This window comes from Phytoamicus setariae, from assembly GCF_016722925.1.
Taxonomy (GTDB): Bacteria; Pseudomonadota; Alphaproteobacteria; order Rhizobiales; family Rhizobiaceae; genus Rhizobium_E; species Rhizobium_E setariae.
Genome location: NZ_JAEQNC010000007.1, coordinates 16784 through 37202 on the forward strand (window position 1 = coordinate 16784; position 20419 = coordinate 37202).

Sequence of the window (20419 nt, forward strand, 5' to 3'; positions counted from 1 at the left end):
TTTCGGTTGAACGGGAAGTAACCCGCACGGAAGCACTCCGTGACGGCTACAATGGAGATTTATTGGCATGGCCAAGAAGGCGCTTAAAGGCAACAAGCCGACCGCAGGTGATGATATCCTGAACGGTAGCAACAAGAATGACGTCATCAACGGCAAGGGTGGCGATGATGTCATCACCGGCGGTGCGGGTAACGACACGCTCAATGGCGGTGCCGGCAATGACGTCCTGCGCGGCGGCGATGGCGACGATAACCTGATCGGCGGCACCGGGAACGACCGTCTGCTCGGCGGCGCTGGCGACGACACGATCGACGCCACCTCCGGCAACGACACGGTTGACGGCGGCGCTGGCGACGACATCGTCAAGGTCAAGGGCAACTTTGCCGACGCCGTCATCACCGCAGTTTCCGGCGGCTACAAGATCGTTCTCGGCGGCCAGACCACGGTCATCAAGAATGTCGAAATGGTCAAATTCTCCGACGGAATCGTGGACGCAGACGACCTGATTCCGGTAACGCAATTTGTGCTTACTTCTAGCATTGACACCGTGAATGGCTCCGTTGGTAATGACACCATCAAGTCTGATGGGTTCGGTATTTCTGCACTCGACACCATCGATGGCGGCAATGGTCGTGACAGCATTGTGGTGACGGATCAGACAACGAACGGCATCACACTGAATTCGGATCTCGCAAATGTGTCTAATGTCGAAGACCTTTCCGTAACCGTTGGTGGCGGCGATGTCAGCGCCGATGTTAGCGGCTGGGTTGGACTGGACACAGTAAGCGTCAACACACGCGATGCTGGCTGGGGCAACGATGTCAACCTGACGACCGGTGGCAATGTGACGTCGATCACGGTTACTGGCGGCGACGAAGTAGAAATTTCGGATAATGGCGCAACGCAGGCACTAGCCTCGGTTACCCTCAACAAACTCGAAGACTACGCCGACATCGAAAGCGAAGCGCTGAAGACGTTGAACATTGCTGCCTCGGGCGACAACAACGTTTCTGTCTGGACCGATACAAAGCAGGCTCTTACAGCGACGATCACTGGCAGCAAGGTCGTTGACATCGATGCTAATACTGCGACATCTGTTACGGCATCGGTCGACAAGAGCGGTCAGTATCTCGGCATCGAAGCTGATCTGGCAACCTCGGTTTCCGTGACCGGCGCAGGTAAACTCACGCTCAATGTGGACGCTGCGGCTGCAACCAGCGTATCCTTCACCGCTGGTGATGAATCGACGATCGTTGTGACGGACGCAACTGCTGCTACCACGCTGACGTTCGCTGGTGCGGGCAGCATCGCTGTTGCCGGAACCATCGCTACAACCGTTACTGCAATTGACGCTTCTGCCAACACAGGCGGTGTGACCACTGGCGCACTCGGCGACGACGTAGTCTTCACCGGCGGCGCCGGCAAGGACAGCATTGTACTCGGCGCGACCAACAAGGCCAACGATATGGGCGCTGGTGACGATACCGTCACTCTGACGGCTGCGCTCGGTATTGGCGGTTCGGTCAAGGGCGGTGCTGGCACGGATACGCTGGTTCTGACGGATACCGTTGCTGATGGCGCTGCGGGTTCAGCAACCTTCACCACCCAGGTCACGGGCTTCGAGAACCTGAAGCTGTCTAATGCACTGAATGGTGCTCTCGACGTATCGAAGCTCGGTACGTTCGGCGACATTACACTCGCGGCAGGCGGTAGCGGCGCGCTGAACGGCCTCGGTGCCAACAGCACGGTTCATCTGCTTGCAGGTGCAACAGCTACCTTTGGTCTTGCCAATTCCGCTGGTGTGTCTGATGCCATCAACGTGTCTGTCGAAGGCATCACCGGTTCTACAAGCACCTTGACGCTCACTGGCATCGAGACGCTCAACCTCAAATCCGACGACACAGCAACGGTCGCATCTGGTATGTACCAGAACGTCGTTAACGTGATCGATGCCGACCTCAAGACAGTCGTCGCTTCGGGCGATGCTGGCCTCGATCTCAATCTCCTCGGAGCTGGCGCTGTCACAAGCGTGGACACCTCGGGCATTACTAAGGGGGCCGTGTCGGTTACCCTGGGTGCTGTTGCGCCGCTTACTGCTCCGGCGACGTCTACAATCACCATCAACGGCGGTGACACTGCAACAACAGTCGTCGGCACGGCAATCGTCGACCCGCAGGTCTCGCTGAACGTCACAACCGGCAAGGGTGATGACCTCATCATCGGCGGCGCCGGCAACGACACCATCAAGGCTGGTGACGGCGCTAACACTGTTAATTCCGGTGCCGGCAACGACAACATCACCGGTGGCGCTGGTATCGATACCGTTGACGGCGGTGCAGGCAACGACACCATCTCTGGTTTGGGTGGCAATGACGTCCTCAAGGGCGGCGCTGGCAACGACTCCATCGATGGCGGTGCAGGTGACGACATCATCGAAGGTGGGCTCGGTCAGGACGCTCTGACCGGCGGTGCAGGCAAAGACACGTTTGTCTTCAATGCAGCGGACAGTGCGTTCAATGCCTTCGATACCATCACAGACTTCGCTTCTGGCACCGACAAGCTCCAGCTTGCAGGTGTTGACCTGGCGGACTTCATCTTCGCGGGTAACGTCTCTGGAGACCTGTCTGTGCAGGCAGCAGTCGCAGATGGTGCTAATGTCGGCGACGACATGATCCGCGCGGTGTTCAACTCGGCAAACAACACTCTGTATGTCGATAGCGACTCCAGCGGCACCATCGGTGCAGGTGACTTGGTGATCAAGCTCAACGGTGTCACCAGCCTGTCATTCGACGCAGCTGGCCCGTTCGCTGACGACTTCCTGTTCGCCATCTAAGGAATTCGACATACAAGAACAGAAACCCGGCCTCACAGCCGGGTTTTTTTGTTTCGGGCATTCGACAAAAGAAAAAGGCCGCCCCAATCCCACGCAGCCCCTCAAGATCCTCAGTCGTCGTTGCTAGCGTCGAGATCTTCCGGGCGGCGGCCCTCGTCGCGCGACTGGTGCCTGATCTGCTCGGCCAGCGCCTTCAGGCAGGCTTCGAACCCGGTCAGGTCGGTGTAGAGAGCATCGTCAGCCGCCTTGTGGACGACCACCGCCCCGCCCCGGCGCTCGACGCCGCCATGCAGCATCAGGTTGTCGATCATGTCGAAATCCTCGAGCGACAGCCCGTCCGGGCCGCGCTTGTATCCTCCCGCATCGGTGCTGATCTGGCCGCCGTAATAGGCCAGCGTTCTCTGGTAATGATCCTCGGTGACATTGGTATAGGCAGCCACCAGCTTGCCCTGCGCGCACATGTAGCCGAGCTCGAACGCGGTGCCGACATCGGCCGCCAGCCCGCGAAACGGCGTCAGGTTGGCGATGACGGCATCGGCAGAATCCATCATATCCTCGTCGACCCGGCTGATCGCCAGCCCGAATGCCTTCATCGTCTCGGCCGGCGGGATATCGAGATCGCCGGGGCAGATGGCGTCAAAGCCGTATTTACGGCAGAGCGCGGTCTTGGCGGCCATGACCTCGCGGGCATTGGCCAGGAACACTTCCGGGCCGGCGGTATAAATCTTCAAAGTCATCTCATCACCCTCCAAAGCATGTCTCCCGAAAGGGGGTACCGGTTTCGGGATAAAGACATGCGTAGAAACAAAAAGCCAAGCATGTCTCCCGAAAGTGGCCACCGGTTTCGGGATAAAGACATGCGTAAAAACAAACAGCTAAAGCATGGCAAGGCAATCCCGGAGATCGCCATATGCTTTAGCGGCAGGCCGCAACGCCGGATTGCCTGCCAATTTCAATCAGTTCCGGTCGATACTCGAAATGCATCGTATCATAGTGATACCAGCGGCCACCCCAGATAAAACCGTGCCGCTCGAAGATTTCAATAATGTCCATCGGATATTTGTTGCGGTAATCAGGCACCCTGCCCGGCTTGCCGCCGGACCACACCCAGTAGTCGGCAAATTTCGTGTTGAGGTCGATGGCCGCGCCAAAACTGTGCACCGACAGGTTGGTCTGGCCCGACACCCTGCGCCAGTTGAACACCCCGGCCGACGGCGTCAGGTATTTTGTCAGTTCCGGCTGTGCGGCGAGCTCATCGCGCACCTTTTCCAGTGCCCGGTTGACGCCATTGACCTCGGTCACCCTCAGCGTCTCGCCGAACCATGTGACCGGCACCAGCTGCTTTCGCACCGCGCCGGCGCTATCGCCATACATGCCGGCCATCAGCGCTTCCGAACGGATCCGCCCCGCATCGACATTATGCTGCGGCCGGATCGGGCAAGGCCCGGCCTCATAGAGCTGGTCGACACTGTCGGCGACATCGCCGTTTTCCAGTTGCTGGAAGTGATCGCGCGCCTTGCCGTCATCGATCACGACAGGCGCCGCCCCCGTGCGCAGCACGATATGGCCGTCGCGAACCGCCGCAATCGTCTCGGGATAGGCTTTGACCAGGATGTCGATTTTCTCGTCCAGCGTCAGCGCCGCCGCCGGCCAGCCGGCCAGCAGCCATGCGGCTGCCGCGATCTTAATCCACGGTGATCGTGAGATAGTCACCATCCGGCCCTTCGAAAATTTTCACGTTGATCATCACGTCTCCATCCAGCAGCAGCGCGCGGGCAGCCCGCGTCATCGCGCCGTCGCGGATCATCCGCTCGGCTGCAGCGCGGTTGTCGACGGAATCGAAAAACCCGTCGTCTTCGTCGCCCCGCTGGTTGATGCCGAACTTGTGGAAATTGGCCCTGTCCTGCCGGATGATCTGCCAGGGCTGGGTCAGCCGCTCGCCATTGGAATTGTAGAGATCGTCCTGGCCGATATAGGCGTTGTACTGGTCGACCAGCTGATCGGCATAAGCGGCGGAGGTCGATCCCAAAAGGATGGACACGATCGCCGCAAGCGCCAGATTGTTTTTCATTTTCATAAATTTCTCCCTGCAATATCAGCCAGATTCGGCATCCCGGCGCTGACCGAGACTGCCAGAACAATGACGGGGGCGATAGCCGCATTATTCGTCGCAAATCCTGAAGTGGGCGACGACCCGCATCGAAAACACGACAACGTGATTTGCCCGGCAATCTCCCTAAAAATTTGTGCTTGATTTCCCGCCACGCCGGTATTTCACTACCTCAGTCCTTACATTGTAAGGGCGACAATCCGGGAGGATCCGAGATGAAAACCCGCTTTTCCAGACGATTCGCCTTCGCATCCGCACTGCTGGCTTCAGCGCTCGTTCCGACTATAGCCCTTGCCGCCGATGCGCCCACGCCCGACGACCCAGCTGATGCCGCCTATGGCGAGATGCAGCAGATGTTCGGCGGCGTGCCGTCCTTCACCAAAGCCTTTCCCCGCGCGGGCATCGCCGGGGCCTGGGCCGAACTTCGTGACCTTCAATTCAGCGACAAGACCGCGCTGGATGCCAAGACCAAGGCTCTGATCAGCCTTGCCGTCTCCGCCCAGATTCCCTGTACCTATTGCATCTATGCCGACACGATGAGCGCCAAAAAGGCCGGCGCGACAGAGCAGGAAATCCAGGAAGCCGTGGCCATGGCAGCCATCACCCGCCACTGGAGCACGGTGCTGAACGGCATGCAGGTCGACTTCGAAACCTTCAAGAAGGAAATGAGCAGGGAGATGGGCACCAGCAAGTAGGCCTGCGCATTTGGTTGCTAGCCGAGAAACGTCTTGATCGCGTCGATCACCTCCGGCGAATTGACGATCCGCCGATGTCCGAGGCCGTTTGCCCAGTGAACCCTGACATGCCCGCCGGCCCGGCCGTAACGCCGCGCGGCACCCGCCCCCACTTCCTTGTCGTCTTCGGCGTGCAGCACCAGCACCGGCGTCTCGGGTATATCAGCCAGCATCGTATCGGCGGCGAAGAACTCGACCGGTTTGCCAATCGTCGCTCGCGCCTGGTCGTCCAGCGCCCGCCGCACCCGCCCGGAAAACCCCATCATGCCGGCATAACCGTCGAAGACATGCCGTGCCGCGACCGGCGCGGCAATCAGCACCAGCTTGGCCGGCGTATGCCGCCGCACCCAGTCTGCCGGGCCGCCCGCCACCATCGCCGCGACGAAGCCGCCGAACGAATGGCCGATGATCGCATCGAAACCGCCATATTGCCGCCAGGCCGCATCGATGGCGTCGATCGCCATCGGCACGGTCATCGTCCGCCCGCTCGAGCCGCCATGGCCGGGCAGATCGAGGCCGACGATTTCAGCCCCGGTCTCGCGCAGGCCGGTCACCAGCGCCTGCATGTAGTCGATCCGCGAACCCCATCCGTGCACGATCAGGTAGCGCTTGCCCCTTGGCGTTCCGATCGGGGGGAAATGATGGCTGGCCACATGGCCATGCGGCACGCCGAGCATCAGTTTTTGCGCCTGGCCCATCCGGGTTTCGGACGATCTGAGCAGTTTGCGCGCCTTGGCGCTTGCCGGCACCGGCGGGCGGGCGACCGAAAACAGCCCGAACGCCATCCGCCCCGCAACCCGCGGCGCGACGACACCGGTCAGATTGATCGCTTGCCCTGCGAGCTTGGCCAGATATGATGACATGACAACAATCCGTTTAGTTCAATTATGAACAATAAAGTACAACAATGAACAAAAATCAAGTCCTGCCGTGGGATCATCCCCGCTTTCGCACGTGGATCGCTGTGGGACGGGCCTGCCAGCTCATGCAACTGACGTTGACGCGCAACATGGCGCATCTCGAAATCAAGCCGCCGCATCTCGACATCCTGATCAATCTCTACCGGCGCGAAGGAATCTCACAGCAGGAACTGGCGCATAAACTGCTTGTCGGGCGCTCCAACATGTCGATGCTGCTGCCGCAACTGGAAAAGCGCGGCCTGGTCGAACGTCGCGGCGATGGCAAGGACAAGCGCGTGCTCAGGCTGTTCCTGACGGCTGACGGCAAGGTCGTCACGGAAAAGGCGATGGCAATCCAGACGGCGCTGATCGACACGGTCATGGCCGGCACCGACGAGTCCAGCTGCCTGGAAATGGCCGGGCATATGGAAAAGATCGTCGGGATACTGCTGGCGCAGGATAGCCCGTCTGGGTGATGTGGAAGCCCGTGTCAGCGCGGCTTTTCGCTGACGTCGCGGCTCATGCCCTTTTCGGCAAGCGCCTGCTCGTAGTCGGCAAACTGCGCCTCGCCCGTCTCGCCGAGCTCACGAAGATAGGTCCAGGTGAAGATGCCGGTATCATGGGAATCGTCAAAGCCGATGCGGATGGCATAATTGCCGGTCGGCGTCACCGAAATGATGGCAACGTTTCGTTTGCCCGGCACGGTCAGCTTCTGGCCCGGCCCGTGCCCCTGCACTTCCGCAGACGGAGACAGCACCCGCAGCATCTCCGCCGACAGTTCACAGGCAACACCATCGTTGAACGTCACGTCCAGATGTTGCCGGTCCTTGGTCACCTTGATCTGCGTCGGCCAGAAATCGCTCATGATCCATCCCTTTTTTCGTTCGAATAGGCCCACAGTGTCGCATCTGCAAGACAGATTCGCCTTCAAAAACTGTATTGAATACTTATATAGGATTGACGGAGGCACATGCGGCGACAAGATGAGCCGCGTGGAGGAAATCGCGACATGAATGCCCATCCCGGCCCTCTGGGCCCGCAAGCAAATGCAGATCCCATGATCGACCCGTTCGGCCGCATGGTGAGTTATCTGCGCGTCTCGGTCACCGACCGGTGCGATTTCCGCTGCACCTACTGCATGGCCGAACACATGGTGTTTCTGCCGAAGAAGGACTTGCTGTCGCTGGAGGAAATGGAACGGCTCTGTTCCGCCTTCATCGACAAGGGCGTGAAGAAGATCCGGCTGACGGGCGGCGAACCCCTTGTGCGTCACAATATCATGTATCTGGTGCGCGCGCTCGGCGGCAAGCTGGGTGCCGGCGGACTGGAAGAGTTGACGCTGACGACCAACGGCTCGCAGCTTTCGCGCTACGCGGCCGAACTTGCAGAGTGCGGCGTTCGTCGCATCAACGTTTCGGTTGATACGCTCGACCCGGTGAAATTCAAGCAGATCACCCGCACGGGCGATCTGTCCAAGGTCCTCGCCGGCATCGATGCCGCCCAAGCGGCCGGCATTCATGTCAAGCTCAATGCGGTCGCCCTAAAGGATTTCAACGAACGGGAAATTCCCGAAATCATGCGCTGGGCTCACGGCCGCGGCATGGATATGACTGTCATCGAGACGATGCCAATGGGCGAGATCGAGGAAGACCGGACCGACCGTTACCTCCCCCTGTCCGAGCTGCGCCAGTCGCTCGAACAGCAGTTCACGTTGGAGAACATCCCCTATCGCACCGGCGGCCCCGCCCGCTATGTCGAGGTGGCGGAAACCGGCGGCAGGCTCGGCTTCATTACACCCATGACGCATAACTTTTGCGAGAGCTGCAATCGCGTGCGGCTGACCTGCACGGGCACGCTCTACATGTGCCTGGGCCAGGAAGATGCCGCCGATCTGCGCGCAGTGCTGCGTGAGACCGATGATGACACGGTCCTGAGCGCCGCTATCGACGAAGCCATTCGCCGCAAGCCGAAGGGCCATGACTTCATAATCGATCGCACCCATAACCGCCCGGCAGTAGCGCGTCATATGAGTGTGACCGGCGGCTGAAGCGCCGGCATTGACTGCACAATCCAGCATTTCATTAACTGCTTTAATAAGCAGTTCCTGAACACTCCTCTGCTATGGTCTTCGGATCTTGTGGGGGACCGCGATGGAAAGTGTGTCAATCGAGACTAGCCAGGCGTTGACGCGAAAAGTGATCCTGCCGTTGGCGGCACTGGTCGCCGGGTTGCTCGTTTGCGCCGTCGCAGGCATATTTTGGGTGGCGAATTACCAGACCAATGTCGCCATCACCCAACAGGCGCGGCTGGCAAGTCGCGCATTGCGCATCCAGAGCGAGCGATTGGCGGTCAGCGCCTCCGACTACGGCTACTGGGACGACGCCGTCGAAGCCATCATCGATAAGCCGGATCGCGCCTGGATGATCGAGAACATTGGCGCCGGTGCGCATAAGAGCCTCGGCATCGATATGGCCTTTATTCTCGATCCATCCGGGCAGCCGGTGTTTTCCTATTTGACCCAGATCGATGGAGCGGAAGCAAAAGTCGGCGTCGAGGATCCGGCTAAACTGCTGGCGCCAGGATTTACGTCCCTCTACCGGACATGGAAGACAGGCCCTGCCGCTCATGCCTATGAGAATGTCATCCCCTATGCGGACACCGCCGCAGCCGTGGCGATCGCGCCTGTTCGTTCCTGGAGCGACGCCAACAGGCCCGCCACTGGATATGCGATTGTCTATGTGAGTGTGTTCGGCGCGACGATGCTTGAGACGCTGGCGCGCGATTTCGAACTCCGAGGCCTGCGCAACGTCGGCTCGCCCGCTGACATTAGCAATGCTCTGGCTGTCATAACCGTTTCGGCGGAAGGCGCATCAACCCGTTTTGCCTGGGATCCGCAAACGCCGGGTAACGGTCTCCTGCGGATCGCGCTGCCCTATCTTCTCGTCCTTCTCACTGTCTTCGGGCTGCTCGCGGCAGTCATGTTGCGTCATGTGATCGCATCGGCGCAGATCATCTCCGACCGAGAAAACAAGGCAGCCTGTGACCCGCTGACTGCCTTACCGAACCGCTCCCGGTTCTTTTCGGAACTCGAAAGGGCAATTGGCCGGCTGTCGCCAGACCAACCCAGAGTCGTGGTGATGTATATCGACCTCGACGGCTTCAAGAAAACCAACGACACCTTGGGGCATGCAAGTGGCGATGCCTTGCTGATTGAAGCTGCAGCACGTTTCAGGGCCTGCCTGCGCGCTTCCGATCTGGTGGCGCGCATCGGCGGCGACGAATTTGCCATCGTCCTGTCCGGAAAGGCCGACCATTCGCTTGTACAACTGATAGGCGCCCGCATCCTGCTCTCCATGGCCCAACCTTTCGAACTGGCCGCCGGCTCCGCCCAAATTGGCTGTTCGATCGGCATCGCATGCACGCAGGACCGCCAGACAAGCAGCGCCGACCTTCTCAATCGCGCCGACCGGGCGCTCTACGAAGCCAAGGCATCAGGCAGGAACACGATGCGTTTCGCTCCCGACTACCGACTGGAAGTCGAAGGAGATATGGCCGCCTGAGGGCGGTTTGTCCACCCGCACGTCGTATGATTGTTGTAACCCGGATGAACCGCGGTCTATAGACATACCAGACACATTTTCAGCGCGGATGCCCTCCCCATGACGAAGAATGACAATTTCAAGGGCGCCTTGCTGATATCCCTGGCAATGGCCGGATTTACCTTAAGCGATGCGATGATCAAGCTGGTGACGCCGCACATGTACACCGGCCAGATTATGTTCGTGCGCGGCGCGATCACGAGCGTGCTGATTTTTGCCGTCGCCTGGAAACTCGGCGCGTTGCGCCCGCCCCGCGTTTTGGCGGATCGGTATCTCCTGCTTCGCACGCTTGGCGAAATCGTTGCATCGATCACCTACATCACGGCGCTTGGCTCGCTGCCGCTGCCCAATGCCTCGGCCATCCTCCAAATGCTGCCGCTGGCGGTGACCATGGGAGCTGCAGTGTTTTTCGGCGAATCCGTCGGCTGGAGACGGTGGGGCGCCATACTGGTAGGCCTGATTGGCGTGCTGATCATCATCCGACCGGGGGCGGAAGGCTTTACGGTCAGCGCCTTGCTGGTCGTGGTCTCCGTGCTGGCGGCAGCGACGCGCGACCTCGCAACACGAAGGATCAACCCCAACATTCCTTCGCTATTGATTTCAGCGGTGACCGCACTGGTCGTCACCATGGTCGGCGCAGTGCTGATCGTGCCGTTTGGAGGCTGGAAACCGGTCGCAGCCTTTGATCTCGGCGCTCTAACCATCGGAGCTTTGGCGTTGTTTGGCGGTTATCAGGCGGTAATCATGGCAATGCGAACCGGCGACATGTCGTTCGTGGCGCCGTTCCGCTATACCAGCCTTATCTGGTCGATCGCCCTTGGTGCATTCATGCTCGGCGAGTTCCCGGATACCTGGATGCTGGTGGGATCCGCCATTGTCATCGCGGCCGGCCTCTACGCCTTCAATCGGGAGCGACAACGACACCGCGCGCCGGCCATGGCCAGCGACAATCAGTTGGCACCCTGATTGGGTAAGGAGAATACCGATGTCGGCCACATTTCCAGGCGTCATACTAAGTGGTGGAAAATCCTCGCGCATGGGCGAGCCGAAAGCTCTGCTAGGCTTTGGCCCTGCCCGCCTCATCGACCATGTCGCGGCTCGCTTGCGCCCCCAGGTGACGGCACTTGCCCTGAACACCAATGACCCCCGAATCTCGCTGGCGGGTATTTCATCGTTTCCAGACGCGTTTTCAGAGTTTCCAGGGCCGCTGGGCGGCATTCATGCCGCGCTCAGGCATAGCTTGCTGGCCTGGCCCGACGCCAGCCATGTCGCGATGGCGCCTGTCGATGCGCCTTTTTTTCCGATGGATCTTGTCGATCGTTTTGCTGAGGCGCTGAACGGTCGAGATGATGTCGTCCTGGCCTCGTCCCTTGGACAATTGCACCCTGTGACGGGCCTTTGGCCTGTTGCCATCATAGACCGGCTCGCACATTGGCTGGAAAACCCGCCGACACTGAAGGTACGCGCCTTCCTGGACGGACTGACTGTCAAAACTGTCGCGTTTTCTTCACTTCAGACGTCACTCGGCGAAATCGATCCGTTTTTCAACATCAACACGCCGGCGGATCTTGCCCAGGCACGAGAAATACGCGAAATCATGCAACCTTCCTGACCGACAGCTGTATTGTCAGTCCGAGACAATTGCCAAGCGAAAGCCACACTCATGACATCACCCAAGATCTTCGGCATCGCCGGCTGGAAGAATTCCGGAAAGACTGGTCTCGCCGTCCGCCTCGTCACCGAACTGACGGCACGCGGGTACAAGATTTCGACCATCAAGCACGCTCACCACGATTTCGACATCGACAAGGTAGGCGCTGATTCCTTTCGCCACCGCGAGGCAGGCGCCCATGAGGTAACGATCGTCTCGGCTACGCGTTACGCGATCATGCACGAGTTGCGCGGCGCGCCCGAACCCACGCTCGCCGAAGTGTTAGCGCGTTTGGCCCCCTGCGACATCGTACTAATCGAGGGATACAAACGCGAACCAGTGCCGAAGATCGAAGCACGCCGGCTGCAAGCCGCCAACCGCGAGCCCCTGGCCCCGACCGATCCGCATATCTCCGCCATCGCCGCCGATCACCCGGTCGAGGGCACCTCCCTGCCGGTCTTCGATCTCGACGCGACAAACACGATTGCCGATTTCATTCTCGATACGCTGGCTCTCGAACGCTCCCGCAATTAGGATTTGCATCCACGTTCCATTCGTTGTTGTCTCACTCAGACCGGCATCGGGATTCGCCATTGAAACGATTGTTCGATAGCTAGGCCAGCCTTTCCCTCGTCTTGGCGAAAGCGCCGCGTCAACTGAAAAGAAGTTGGAGTAACGTATGAACAATCCTCCCCAAGTCGCTGGCGAACTTACACTGAGGACTTTGGCCATGCCCGCCGACGCCAATGCGTCCGGCGATATTTTCGGCGGTTGGGTGATGGCGCAGATGGACCTTGCATCTGGTATCCGCGCCGCAGAGCGCGCCCGGGGCCGCGTGGTGACGATGGCCGTCAAGGAAATGGTCTTCGAACTCCCCGTCAAGATCGGCGACACACTCTGCGTCTACACCGAGATCGTCAAAGTCGGACGCACATCCATCACTCTGAATGTTGAGACCTGGGCACAACGCTATCTTTCCCACCAGATGGACAAGGTCACAGCGGCAACATTCGTGATGGTCGCGCTGGATTTCGACGGGAAACCCACACCTGTTCCGGATCTCTGACGAATATCAGTCTTTCGGTCTCCGCCCGCCGAGAGTACCGGCAAACCGCATGGGCAGTTCCTATTATTCGACGGCCCAGCTGAAGACGATGCAGGAAGTCATCGCCCTTCTGGTCTTTGTCGGGTTCTCGGTGTTCTGGCTGAAGGAAAGCATTACAATCAACCATGTCATCGGCTTTGCGTTGATCGCAGCCGGGGCTGCTTTCATCTTCCGTTCATGAACCGATTGCTATTCGAATTGTTGCCGGATTCCGGCGTCATAGTTCGCAGGTCCGGATGGAAGAGGAAAGACAATGTCGCTAACCAGATCGACCATGAGCGCCATTCGCTTCGGCTACGGAATCCGGCCAGGCGAGCAGGCACCTGATGGTGCGGACGCCCTGTTGGCGCAACTCGACGACGGGGCGCAGGCAAAACTACGCTTTCCCGCTGAGGGCATAGACGGTCGTTACGCGACCTATGCGGAGTTCGCTCGCAGGGCCGCGAACGCCCGTTCCCCGGACAAGGAAAAGACGCGCGCCAATATGAAGCCGATCCGCAGGGAGATAATCCGCCTGTTCGGCGCCGATCAGCATGCCCGTGTGGCGCAGTCGGTTCTCTCTCCATACGGCTTCCAAGAGCGGCTGGCCACATTCTGGAGCGATCATTTTTCCGTCAGCGCCAAGAAGCAGAGAACCATGTATCTGCTAACCCCACTTTATGAGGCCGAAGCTCTGCGCCCCAACCTGGCAGGCCCTTTCGACGAGCTTCTTCATGCAGCAATCCTGCATCCGGCGATGCTCATCTATCTCGACCAGGTGAGATCCAACGGCCCGAATTCGAGGCGCGGCAAGAACACGGGCAAGGGCCTGAACGAAAATCTGGGCCGCGAACTTTTGGAACTTCACACGCTGGGCGTCGATGGCGGATACAAGCAGGACGACGTCCGTGCTGCGGCGCTTGTACTCACCGGCCTGACGGTGGACCGCAAGACCGGCAGAACAGAATTCAAACGGCAGATGGCCGAGCCCGGGCCATTGACGTTCATGGGCAAATCCTATGGTAGTGCCAAACGCTCGATCGCCGATGTCGAGGCGATGCTGATCGATATCGCAGCAAGGCCACAGACCGCACACCATATCTGCCGAAAACTCGTCATTCATTTCGTTTCCGACAAGCCCCCGGAGGCTCTAGTAGCAGCGATGGTCGATGCATGGCGGGCATCGAATGGCAATCTTCGTGATGTCTATGCGGCCATGCTCGCCAACCCAGCCGCGTGGGACAATGCAGGTGAAAAGGCCCGCCAGCCGTATGATTACATTGTCGCAGGCCTACGCGCGCTCGAGATCCCGGAAAGCGCACTGGCCGTGCCGAAGAAACACGACCCAGCCGCCATCGATGATGCAGAAGCGCCGGCCGCAGCAGCAGTCGCAGCCACTGCCCAAAATGACATGAAGCCGGAAATGGCCGCAACCGCTGACCTGAGCGAAGAAGAGCGCGAGGAGCAGGCCGAAAGCAAGGCGCCGAAAAAGCGCGATCGGTTGCGCCCGCCCGTCAATCCGATCAGCGTACGCGCTATCGGTAGGCTGGGCCAGCCTGTCTGGCTGCCAGCAAGCCCCGCCGGCAGTGATGAATCATTCGCAACGTGGATTTCCTCGAGCCAGATCACCGGACGCATCGAATGGGCCCAGCGCGTTGCCAGCCAGCATGCCGGCAGGCTTGATCCCAACGCTCTCCTGAAAGAAGTGCTTCGCGACGCCGCTCGCGACGATACGATCAAGGTGGTCGGTCAGGCACCAAGCAGGGTCGCGGGTACTGCACTGGTTCTCGCTTCTCCTGAATTCAATCGCCGCTGACAGGCGCGAAGGACACCAACACATGGAAAAATTCCTCCTCAGCCGCCGCATGTTCCTAGCTTCAGCGTGTTGCGCGGCAGCCTCGCCACTGATCACCCCGATGTCCTTCGCCGCCGCGCCCGGGGAAAACCGCATGGTGACCATCGTCCTGCGCGGAGCCTTGGACGGCCTGCATCTGGTGCAGCCCTATGCGGATCCGTTACTGAAACAATATCGACCGGACCTGGCGCTGGACCCTGCCAGCGGCTTGATCGACCTCGACGGTTATTTCGGACTGCATCCGACTGCTGCCGATCTGCTGCCGCTGTGGAAAAGCGGCGAGCTTGGTTTTATCCACGCAGTTTCAACACCCTACCGTGATGCACGCAGCCATTTCGATGGGCAGGACATTCTTGAAACGGGAGGTGAGCACGTCGCCGCCGAAGACACCGGCTGGCTTAATCGCGCGCTTTCCAGCATTCCCCGCTCCAGAAGCAGCAAGGCGATCGACGTCAACGCATCGGCCGAGTTGATCCTGACCGGGCCCAATCCGGTAGATGTGTGGTCGACACAGTCCGACCTGAACATCGAGCCTGATGAACTCACGTTCTTCAGCCGCCTTTACAAGAACGACCCAGCCTTCGCCAAGGCCTTCGGTGAAGCCGTGGGTGCGGACACCGACGCGGACAACGTCTTCAACGGGGAACAGCGCAAAGATGACCCAGCCGGCATAGCCAAGCTTACCGCAGGCATGCTCAAAGGTGACTACCGTATCGCAAATTTTTCGATTGGCGGATGGGATACCCATATCGGCCAGCGCAACATCTTCAACCGGCCGCTGAAGGGCCTGGTGAGAGCAATCACCGCGCTGAAGGCCGATCTCGGCCCGGATCTCTGGTCGAAAACGGCAATTCTGGCAATTACCGAATTCGGCCGGACGGTCCGCCAGAATGGCTCGAAAGGCACGGATCACGGCACCGGCGGCCTGGCTATCGTTGCGGGAGGCGCAATACGTGGCGGCAAGGTCTACGGCAAATGGCCGGGCCTGAAGGACGCCCAGTTGTTCGAGAGCCGGGACCTCATGGCAACCGGAGATGTCCGCGAAGTCGCTGCCGCCCTGCTCAACGCACAGTTTGACATCTCGGCAGGAGACCTCACGTCAAAGGTCTTCCCAGGACTGTCGCTGGACCTGCGGGGCCAGGCGTTCCTGCGGGGATAAGTTCGAATATCAGTCAAGCACCGAGAGTAGCGCTTTTTCGAGACTGAACTGGCGGGCAGCGCTGGACATTCCGTCGAACAAGGCATCGAATTGATCTCTGTTCCGAGCGGTTTCCTCGAACATTTCGAGATATTGTTGCTCTGACAGGCTCATGTCGATGGGAGCGAGTTCGACACCGGCGAATTCGCCCAGCGCGCTGATCTTGTGCGTGGGAATTGGGCAGAACAGGAACGGGCACCGAGCAACACAGGCCGCCATCACATCGTGGTGCTTGCCCGTCACCAGCAATCTGGCGCTGCGGAGCCGATTAACGGCCACATGCCAGTTTTCCTTTGTTATGTCGATATTGTTCGTTCGGTCCATCTGCTTGAGCGCAAGCTGAGCCGGCTGTAACCCGCTGCTGCTGGCGTGCTGGCCCCAATAGAATCCCCCAAAGAGTACGCCTTGATCGGCCATCGGTGCGTGAAAAGGAACGTTAAGATAGGAAAAGTCCGGCACGATATGTAGCCGTCCACTATATATGGAGGCAATCGAACGATAGGAACGATGATCGCGCGCTACGACGAGATCGATGTGCTTGAGTTTTTCAGCGTAGGCCGGACTAATATCCTGCCAAACGGTATTGACCAGGCAGATCTTCTTGTCCTTGAATCTTTCAATCGTATCCAACAGAAACACGGCCATCGGGGAGTCGTGATGGATCGTTCCCTCACCGTTTATGACGATCACATCGGCTTGCCGGAGGATGTTTTCATCAAGTTCTGGCGCAGATTTTTCGAACATGAACGTGTTGCCAAAGAAGCTCGCCAGCACGTTCCACTCAAGAGACCTGATCGTCCGGAATATATGCTCCATTACGGCCGCCGAACCATGGTGAAAGCGACTTGTGTCGTTAAGAACGCAAACGTTTGTCATGTTATTTCCAACCGGTAACTTCTTCGAAAATGCGACGGCTTTCCTTGTTCTTCCGCAAGGCAATGTCAAAAGGCGGATATACGACAAGGCGTTTCAAAATCGCACTCCAGGCTACACGCATGGCGGGAATGCTCTCGACATCGCGAGCAACACGCAGAAGAAGGGTCCTGTAAGTGTCCCCCCATTTGTAGTTAAAATGAATGATTCCGTCCCAGATCTCTTCCTTATTCATAAAGTGCAGAGGTTCCTCATGTGTCTTGGGGTCCGGAACGGACTGAAGTCCCATTGTCAGACCAAGGCGAACGCCGAGTGAAAAGCTGCGGAGTTGTCCGGCAGCGAGTCGATATTCGCTTGAGCAGGGCATATCACTGAAGGTATCCAACACCGAAACGATCCAGCGTAGCGTCAGATTTCCGAACAGTTCGTTTGGTTGGTTCAGTACAGCGCCAAATACGAATAACCAGTTCTTTTCAGCCTCTTCGTTACGCCTGATCTGGATGATTCTTTTCAGCACTTCCAAGCACAATTCGTTACTACCGGCGAACTCGCTCCGAAGGTCGACGAGCTTTTCTTCGACGGACGCTTTATGGCTGAAATTGGCGGCGTGCCTGTACTGCCCCTCGACCTTCTGTCGACCTAGGCGGCGATAGGTCTTTCCCCACAGAATTCGTGTAATCGCCTTCAACAGGTTGGGAAACAAAGCGAGGCGGACAATCAACCACATCTGGGGTGCCCGATCTTGCACATAGCTGCTTTGACCTTTCGCGATGAAAAGAATGATATGAATCTGGCTATTGCCAACGCTCATGCGCGGAACCGAGTTTTCCTTTACCAGTCTTTTTCCGTCGAATACAATCGCAGCGAAAAGATTCACGGCTCAACGACAGCCCTCAGATACATGAATGGCGGCAACGCGACAAAATGATAGTGAATGACATCCATAAATTCGTCTTCGTGCACGTCCCCAAAGCGGCGGGTACGAGTATCCGTGCTGCCCTTCGTGACATAGACGGTCTGAATAGGATGCCGGTCAAGGCCACAGGAACAAAACACGAGACACCGACCGAGATGCTGGCTCGCCTCAACCTGCAGATGAGCGATAGAATGCCATCCCGGTCGAAAGCAGCAGGCTCAATAAACGAGTATCTATTTTTCTGCTTCGTCAGAAATCCATGGGCGCGCTTTTGCTCGCTGCACAAATATCTGCGAATGGCAGAGATCGCTAAAGCTCATCCTGTTCCAGCCGATGTTAACGAGTTCGCCGGCCAGCTTGGAGCACGAGAACCTTGGGTAATGAACTTGCATTCGATCAAACCGCAAACGAGCTATGCCTGCGAGCCGGTCAGCTTCGTCGGACGATACGAGACACTGAAGGAAGATTTTCAGACAATTTCTCTGCGGATCGGCATTGAGCCTGTGCTGCCCCATAGAAACGAGTCGGGCTCGTATCAGGAAGATTATCGCACGCTGCTGACATCAAACTCGGTGGATATCATCGCCGATTTTTTCAAATCTGACGTAGAAGCCTTTGACTACAAATTCGAAGAGGCATGAAAACGGCTGCCCAAATCTGCGCCTAGCTGGTTGAATGCCATTTACCGATAGACCTGATTTGCCATGAAATTCCGACTTTCCGTGCTGATTGGATTAGTGCTCCCCACTTTCACCCTCGCGCAGGACATCCCCCCTTGCGCACTTTCCGGCAGCGCCACCGTCATGATCGGCGGGAGACCGGCACTACGCCTTGCCGACGTCGCCAACTGCCCGCCGGCACTCTACGAAACGATCGACTCAGTCCACATCGACGGCCAGCCGATGGTGTTTTTCAAGTCCGGCAAATCAGGCGGCACGACCTGCGTCGCAAAGGCCGATTCCAGCATCACCGTCGAAGGCAAGCCGGCCCAGGGACTGGGCGATGTCGGCTGTTCGAGGGAACGATAACGACAGTCGGTCGAGAATGGGCGACCGCCCCCTTGATGCTGCCCATGGCCCGCCGCAGAAACAACTGCAACAATTGGCGCCGTCGGCGGACACCCGGTTGAAACATCGCGGCGCGACAAGTGCCCAGGCGAATAAGCCGGCGGGACGGAACGTCCAGCTTCCGTAATACACACACACCTAACAGCGTGTGATTGCCTTTTGTCACTGTGGACGGACCGCATGGGCGGGAGCCCGATCAACATTGCCACCGACAGGACAACGACATGGCCAAGAACCACATTACCGGCAATGCCAGCCAGCCGCTCCAGATTGCTGGTTCGGGCAACACATGGATCATCGACAAGGGGGCGTCGATTGTCACCACTCAACCTCTTCATGAAATCGCGCTGTCCGATACGCCGAAATCCCACGACAACACGATCGTCATCAACGGCACGGTCAACGGCAGTCCGGAAGGCAAGGACCATGGCGTTCTGATCCGTGGTCGCAATACACATGTCGAGATCGGCATAACCGGCGAATTGAGTGGCGACGTCGCATTCTACGCCGGCGGCAGGAACGAAAGCCTGACAAACCACGGCGAGATTTTCACCGACGGCAGAGCCGTCTATGCCAAGCACCATATCACCATCAACAACAGCGGATACATCACTGCCGGCAGCGGCATTTACTCAGAAGAAGGCGGGGCCGATATCACCAACGCGGCGGGAGGCAAAATCATCGTACAGGATACCGCCGTCGATCTTGCCACTCTCAAGGGAGACGTATCCACGTTCGTCAACCACGGCTATGTCGATGCCTACTACTATGTCATCCGCGGCGGATATGGAGACGAGACAGTCATCAACCGCGGTATTATGAAAGGCAACCTGTCTTTGGGTGCCGGAAACGATACCTTTGACAATCGCGGCGGCAGCATCGACCACGACATCAGCTCATATCTGGGCAACGACACGCTGATCACCGATGACAGCGCCGTGAAGCTTTCAGAAGACAGTGGCGAGGGCACCGACACCGTCAGATCCACCGTCTCCTACCAGCTAAACGACCACGTCGAGAACCTTGTACTGATCGGCAAGGGCAACACCGATGCAACCGGAAACGCTGCCAGGAACCGGCTCGATGGCAATTCCGGCAACAATTTCCTGTCTGGCGATGCGGGCAAGGATCACCTCGATGGACACAGAGGCAACGACATCCTGGCCGGTGGCGCCGGCGCCGATACTTTCGTCTTCGCCAAGGGCTCGGGCCAGGACACCATCATGGATTTCGAAAAGGGTCACGACCGCATCGATTTGCGCGGATGGGACGACGTCAGCAGTTTCGCCGACCTCAAGGCGCATCACCTTACTGACATAGGCCCTGACCTTGTCATCCAGTCAGCTGACGATCGCCTGACAATAAAGCTCACCAACCTCGCCGACCTTCACGCCAGCGATTTCAGCTTCTGATCCACCTCATACAACGAGTTACCCTTTCGGATTTGCTCCTGACATGGGCCCGATGGACATCTTCGCTCACATGTCAAAGCCAACCGGATCGCTCGTTTCTAGATTTCCCAGTTAGCCACCCCCAAGCATCTGCCTTTTGTCATCGCGTCAGGCCGCTCAGACAGGCAGCAACATCGACAGGACCGAGA

Annotated in this window: 21 protein-coding genes and 1 pseudogene; 15 read left to right on the top strand and 7 right to left on the bottom strand. The window is 58.5% G+C overall.

The features are described from left to right. Positions 1-67: 67 nt before the first annotated feature. Complete coding sequence (locus tag JJB09_RS13720; protein ID WP_201658989.1) at positions 68-2833, top strand: beta strand repeat-containing protein; 2766 nt, start codon at positions 68-70, stop codon at positions 2831-2833. A gap of 110 nt (positions 2834-2943) precedes the next feature. Here the strand turns inward: JJB09_RS13720 and JJB09_RS13725 are convergent, their stop codons facing one another. From JJB09_RS13725 to JJB09_RS13735, 3 genes are all read right to left on the bottom strand, one after another. Next, a complete protein-coding gene (locus tag JJB09_RS13725) occupies positions 2944-3570 on the bottom strand; it encodes a nucleoside 2-deoxyribosyltransferase (RefSeq protein WP_201658992.1) in 627 nt (208 codons plus the stop codon). A 178-nt stretch (positions 3571-3748) separates the two neighbouring features. Continuing rightward, entirely contained in the window at positions 3749-4549 is an 801-nt protein-coding gene (locus JJB09_RS13730) for a M15 family metallopeptidase (protein ID WP_201658995.1), read from the bottom strand. Then, complete coding sequence (locus JJB09_RS13735) at positions 4518-4910, bottom strand: hypothetical protein (protein WP_246748720.1); 393 nt, start codon at positions 4908-4910, stop codon at positions 4518-4520. The genes JJB09_RS13730 and JJB09_RS13735 overlap by 32 nt, the downstream gene beginning before the upstream one ends. Positions 4911-5158: 248 nt before the next feature. On the opposite strand from JJB09_RS13735, the gene JJB09_RS13740 reads away from it, so the two are divergent. After that, entirely contained in the window at positions 5159-5638 is a 480-nt protein-coding gene (locus tag JJB09_RS13740; RefSeq protein WP_201658998.1) for a carboxymuconolactone decarboxylase family protein, read from the top strand. A 17-nt stretch (positions 5639-5655) separates the two neighbouring features. On the opposite strand, the gene JJB09_RS13745 is transcribed toward JJB09_RS13740, so the two are convergent. Beyond that, positions 5656-6540 carry an alpha/beta hydrolase gene (locus JJB09_RS13745; protein WP_201659001.1) on the bottom strand — a complete coding sequence of 295 codons (885 nt, stop codon included), beginning with the start codon at positions 6538-6540 and terminating at the stop codon, positions 5656-5658. A gap of 44 nt (positions 6541-6584) precedes the next feature. On the opposite strand from JJB09_RS13745, the gene JJB09_RS13750 reads away from it, so the two are divergent. After that, complete coding sequence (locus tag JJB09_RS13750; RefSeq protein WP_201659004.1) at positions 6585-7052, top strand: MarR family winged helix-turn-helix transcriptional regulator; 468 nt, start codon at positions 6585-6587, stop codon at positions 7050-7052. Between the two features lie 14 nt (positions 7053-7066). Here the strand turns inward: JJB09_RS13750 and JJB09_RS13755 are convergent, their stop codons facing one another. Then, a complete protein-coding gene (locus JJB09_RS13755; RefSeq protein WP_201659007.1) occupies positions 7067-7441 on the bottom strand; it encodes a gamma-butyrobetaine hydroxylase family protein in 375 nt (124 codons plus the stop codon). A gap of 144 nt (positions 7442-7585) precedes the next feature. On the opposite strand from JJB09_RS13755, the gene moaA reads away from it, so the two are divergent. From moaA to JJB09_RS13800, 9 genes and pseudogenes are all read left to right on the top strand, one after another. After that, positions 7586-8623 (top strand): GTP 3',8-cyclase MoaA, encoded by a 1038-nt coding sequence (gene moaA, locus JJB09_RS13760; RefSeq protein ID WP_201659010.1) that lies wholly within the window; start codon positions 7586-7588, stop codon positions 8621-8623. A 103-nt stretch (positions 8624-8726) separates the two neighbouring features. Next, entirely contained in the window at positions 8727-10136 is a 1410-nt protein-coding gene (locus tag JJB09_RS13765; RefSeq protein WP_201659013.1) for a sensor domain-containing diguanylate cyclase, read from the top strand. Between the two features lie 99 nt (positions 10137-10235). Next, complete coding sequence (locus JJB09_RS13770) at positions 10236-11141, top strand: DMT family transporter (protein WP_201659015.1); 906 nt, start codon at positions 10236-10238, stop codon at positions 11139-11141. A 19-nt stretch (positions 11142-11160) separates the two neighbouring features. Next, positions 11161-11787, top strand: a complete 627-nt coding sequence (mobA, locus tag JJB09_RS13775) for a molybdenum cofactor guanylyltransferase MobA (RefSeq protein ID WP_201659017.1) — start codon at positions 11161-11163, stop codon at positions 11785-11787. A gap of 51 nt (positions 11788-11838) precedes the next feature. After that, complete coding sequence (gene mobB, locus JJB09_RS13780) at positions 11839-12360, top strand: molybdopterin-guanine dinucleotide biosynthesis protein B (protein ID WP_201659019.1); 522 nt, start codon at positions 11839-11841, stop codon at positions 12358-12360. Positions 12361-12505: 145 nt separating this feature from the next. Beyond that, positions 12506-12892, top strand: coding sequence for an acyl-CoA thioesterase (locus tag JJB09_RS13785; protein ID WP_201659021.1), 387 nt, complete (start codon positions 12506-12508; stop codon positions 12890-12892). A 34-nt stretch (positions 12893-12926) separates the two neighbouring features. Then, positions 12927-13112, top strand: a pseudogene (locus JJB09_RS13790) (DMT family protein); the annotation flags it as partial. A 72-nt stretch (positions 13113-13184) separates the two neighbouring features. Beyond that, entirely contained in the window at positions 13185-14726 is a 1542-nt protein-coding gene (locus JJB09_RS13795) for a DUF1800 domain-containing protein (RefSeq protein WP_201659023.1), read from the top strand. 22 nt (positions 14727-14748) lie between these two features. Then, on the top strand, positions 14749-15924 hold the full coding sequence (locus JJB09_RS13800; RefSeq protein WP_201659025.1) for a DUF1501 domain-containing protein: 1176 nt from the start codon (positions 14749-14751) through the stop codon (positions 15922-15924). A gap of 9 nt (positions 15925-15933) precedes the next feature. On the opposite strand, the gene JJB09_RS13805 is transcribed toward JJB09_RS13800, so the two are convergent. Then, complete coding sequence (locus tag JJB09_RS13805) at positions 15934-16779, bottom strand: polysaccharide pyruvyl transferase family protein (RefSeq protein ID WP_201659027.1); 846 nt, start codon at positions 16777-16779, stop codon at positions 15934-15936. 61 nt (positions 16780-16840) lie between these two features. Continuing rightward, positions 16841-17713: a hypothetical protein gene (locus tag JJB09_RS13810; RefSeq protein WP_210341738.1), complete on the bottom strand. Its 873-nt coding sequence runs from the start codon at positions 17711-17713 to the stop codon at positions 16841-16843. A gap of 47 nt (positions 17714-17760) precedes the next feature. Between JJB09_RS13810 and JJB09_RS13815 the strand changes: the two genes are divergently transcribed. From JJB09_RS13815 to JJB09_RS13825, 3 genes are all read left to right on the top strand, one after another. Further along, positions 17761-18393, top strand: coding sequence for a sulfotransferase family 2 domain-containing protein (locus JJB09_RS13815; protein WP_201659032.1), 633 nt, complete (start codon positions 17761-17763; stop codon positions 18391-18393). A 63-nt stretch (positions 18394-18456) separates the two neighbouring features. Further along, complete coding sequence (locus JJB09_RS13820) at positions 18457-18780, top strand: PAAR domain-containing protein (RefSeq protein WP_201659035.1); 324 nt, start codon at positions 18457-18459, stop codon at positions 18778-18780. A gap of 263 nt (positions 18781-19043) precedes the next feature. Beyond that, complete coding sequence (locus JJB09_RS13825) at positions 19044-20231, top strand: M10 family metallopeptidase C-terminal domain-containing protein (protein WP_201659038.1); 1188 nt, start codon at positions 19044-19046, stop codon at positions 20229-20231. Positions 20232-20419 lie beyond the last annotated feature (188 nt).

Excerpts from the sequence above, each read along its gene's own strand:
- JJB09_RS13720 (WP_201658989.1), top strand. The coding sequence starts at position 68 with ATGGCCAAGAAGGCGCTTAAAGGCAACAAGCCGACCGCAGGTGATGAT.
- JJB09_RS13725 (WP_201658992.1), bottom strand. The coding sequence starts at position 3,570 with ATGACTTTGAAGATTTATACCGCCGGCCCGGAAGTGTTCCTGGCCAAT.
- JJB09_RS13730 (WP_201658995.1), bottom strand. The coding sequence starts at position 4,549 with ATGGTGACTATCTCACGATCACCGTGGATTAAGATCGCGGCAGCCGCA.
- JJB09_RS13735 (WP_246748720.1), bottom strand. The coding sequence starts at position 4,910 with ATGAAAATGAAAAACAATCTGGCGCTTGCGGCGATCGTGTCCATCCTT.
- JJB09_RS13740 (WP_201658998.1), top strand. The coding sequence starts at position 5,159 with ATGAAAACCCGCTTTTCCAGACGATTCGCCTTCGCATCCGCACTGCTG.
- JJB09_RS13745 (WP_201659001.1), bottom strand. The coding sequence starts at position 6,540 with ATGTCATCATATCTGGCCAAGCTCGCAGGGCAAGCGATCAATCTGACC.
- JJB09_RS13750 (WP_201659004.1), top strand. The coding sequence starts at position 6,585 with ATGAACAAAAATCAAGTCCTGCCGTGGGATCATCCCCGCTTTCGCACG.
- JJB09_RS13755 (WP_201659007.1), bottom strand. The coding sequence starts at position 7,441 with ATGAGCGATTTCTGGCCGACGCAGATCAAGGTGACCAAGGACCGGCAA.
- moaA (WP_201659010.1), top strand. The coding sequence starts at position 7,586 with ATGAATGCCCATCCCGGCCCTCTGGGCCCGCAAGCAAATGCAGATCCC.
- JJB09_RS13765 (WP_201659013.1), top strand. The coding sequence starts at position 8,727 with ATGGAAAGTGTGTCAATCGAGACTAGCCAGGCGTTGACGCGAAAAGTG.
- JJB09_RS13770 (WP_201659015.1), top strand. The coding sequence starts at position 10,236 with ATGACGAAGAATGACAATTTCAAGGGCGCCTTGCTGATATCCCTGGCA.
- mobA (WP_201659017.1), top strand. The coding sequence starts at position 11,161 with ATGTCGGCCACATTTCCAGGCGTCATACTAAGTGGTGGAAAATCCTCG.
- mobB (WP_201659019.1), top strand. The coding sequence starts at position 11,839 with ATGACATCACCCAAGATCTTCGGCATCGCCGGCTGGAAGAATTCCGGA.
- JJB09_RS13785 (WP_201659021.1), top strand. The coding sequence starts at position 12,506 with ATGAACAATCCTCCCCAAGTCGCTGGCGAACTTACACTGAGGACTTTG.
- JJB09_RS13795 (WP_201659023.1), top strand. The coding sequence starts at position 13,185 with ATGTCGCTAACCAGATCGACCATGAGCGCCATTCGCTTCGGCTACGGA.
- JJB09_RS13800 (WP_201659025.1), top strand. The coding sequence starts at position 14,749 with ATGGAAAAATTCCTCCTCAGCCGCCGCATGTTCCTAGCTTCAGCGTGT.
- JJB09_RS13805 (WP_201659027.1), bottom strand. The coding sequence starts at position 16,779 with ATGGAGCATATATTCCGGACGATCAGGTCTCTTGAGTGGAACGTGCTG.
- JJB09_RS13815 (WP_201659032.1), top strand. The coding sequence starts at position 17,761 with ATGATAGTGAATGACATCCATAAATTCGTCTTCGTGCACGTCCCCAAA.
- JJB09_RS13820 (WP_201659035.1), top strand. The coding sequence starts at position 18,457 with ATGAAATTCCGACTTTCCGTGCTGATTGGATTAGTGCTCCCCACTTTC.
- JJB09_RS13825 (WP_201659038.1), top strand. The coding sequence starts at position 19,044 with ATGGCCAAGAACCACATTACCGGCAATGCCAGCCAGCCGCTCCAGATT.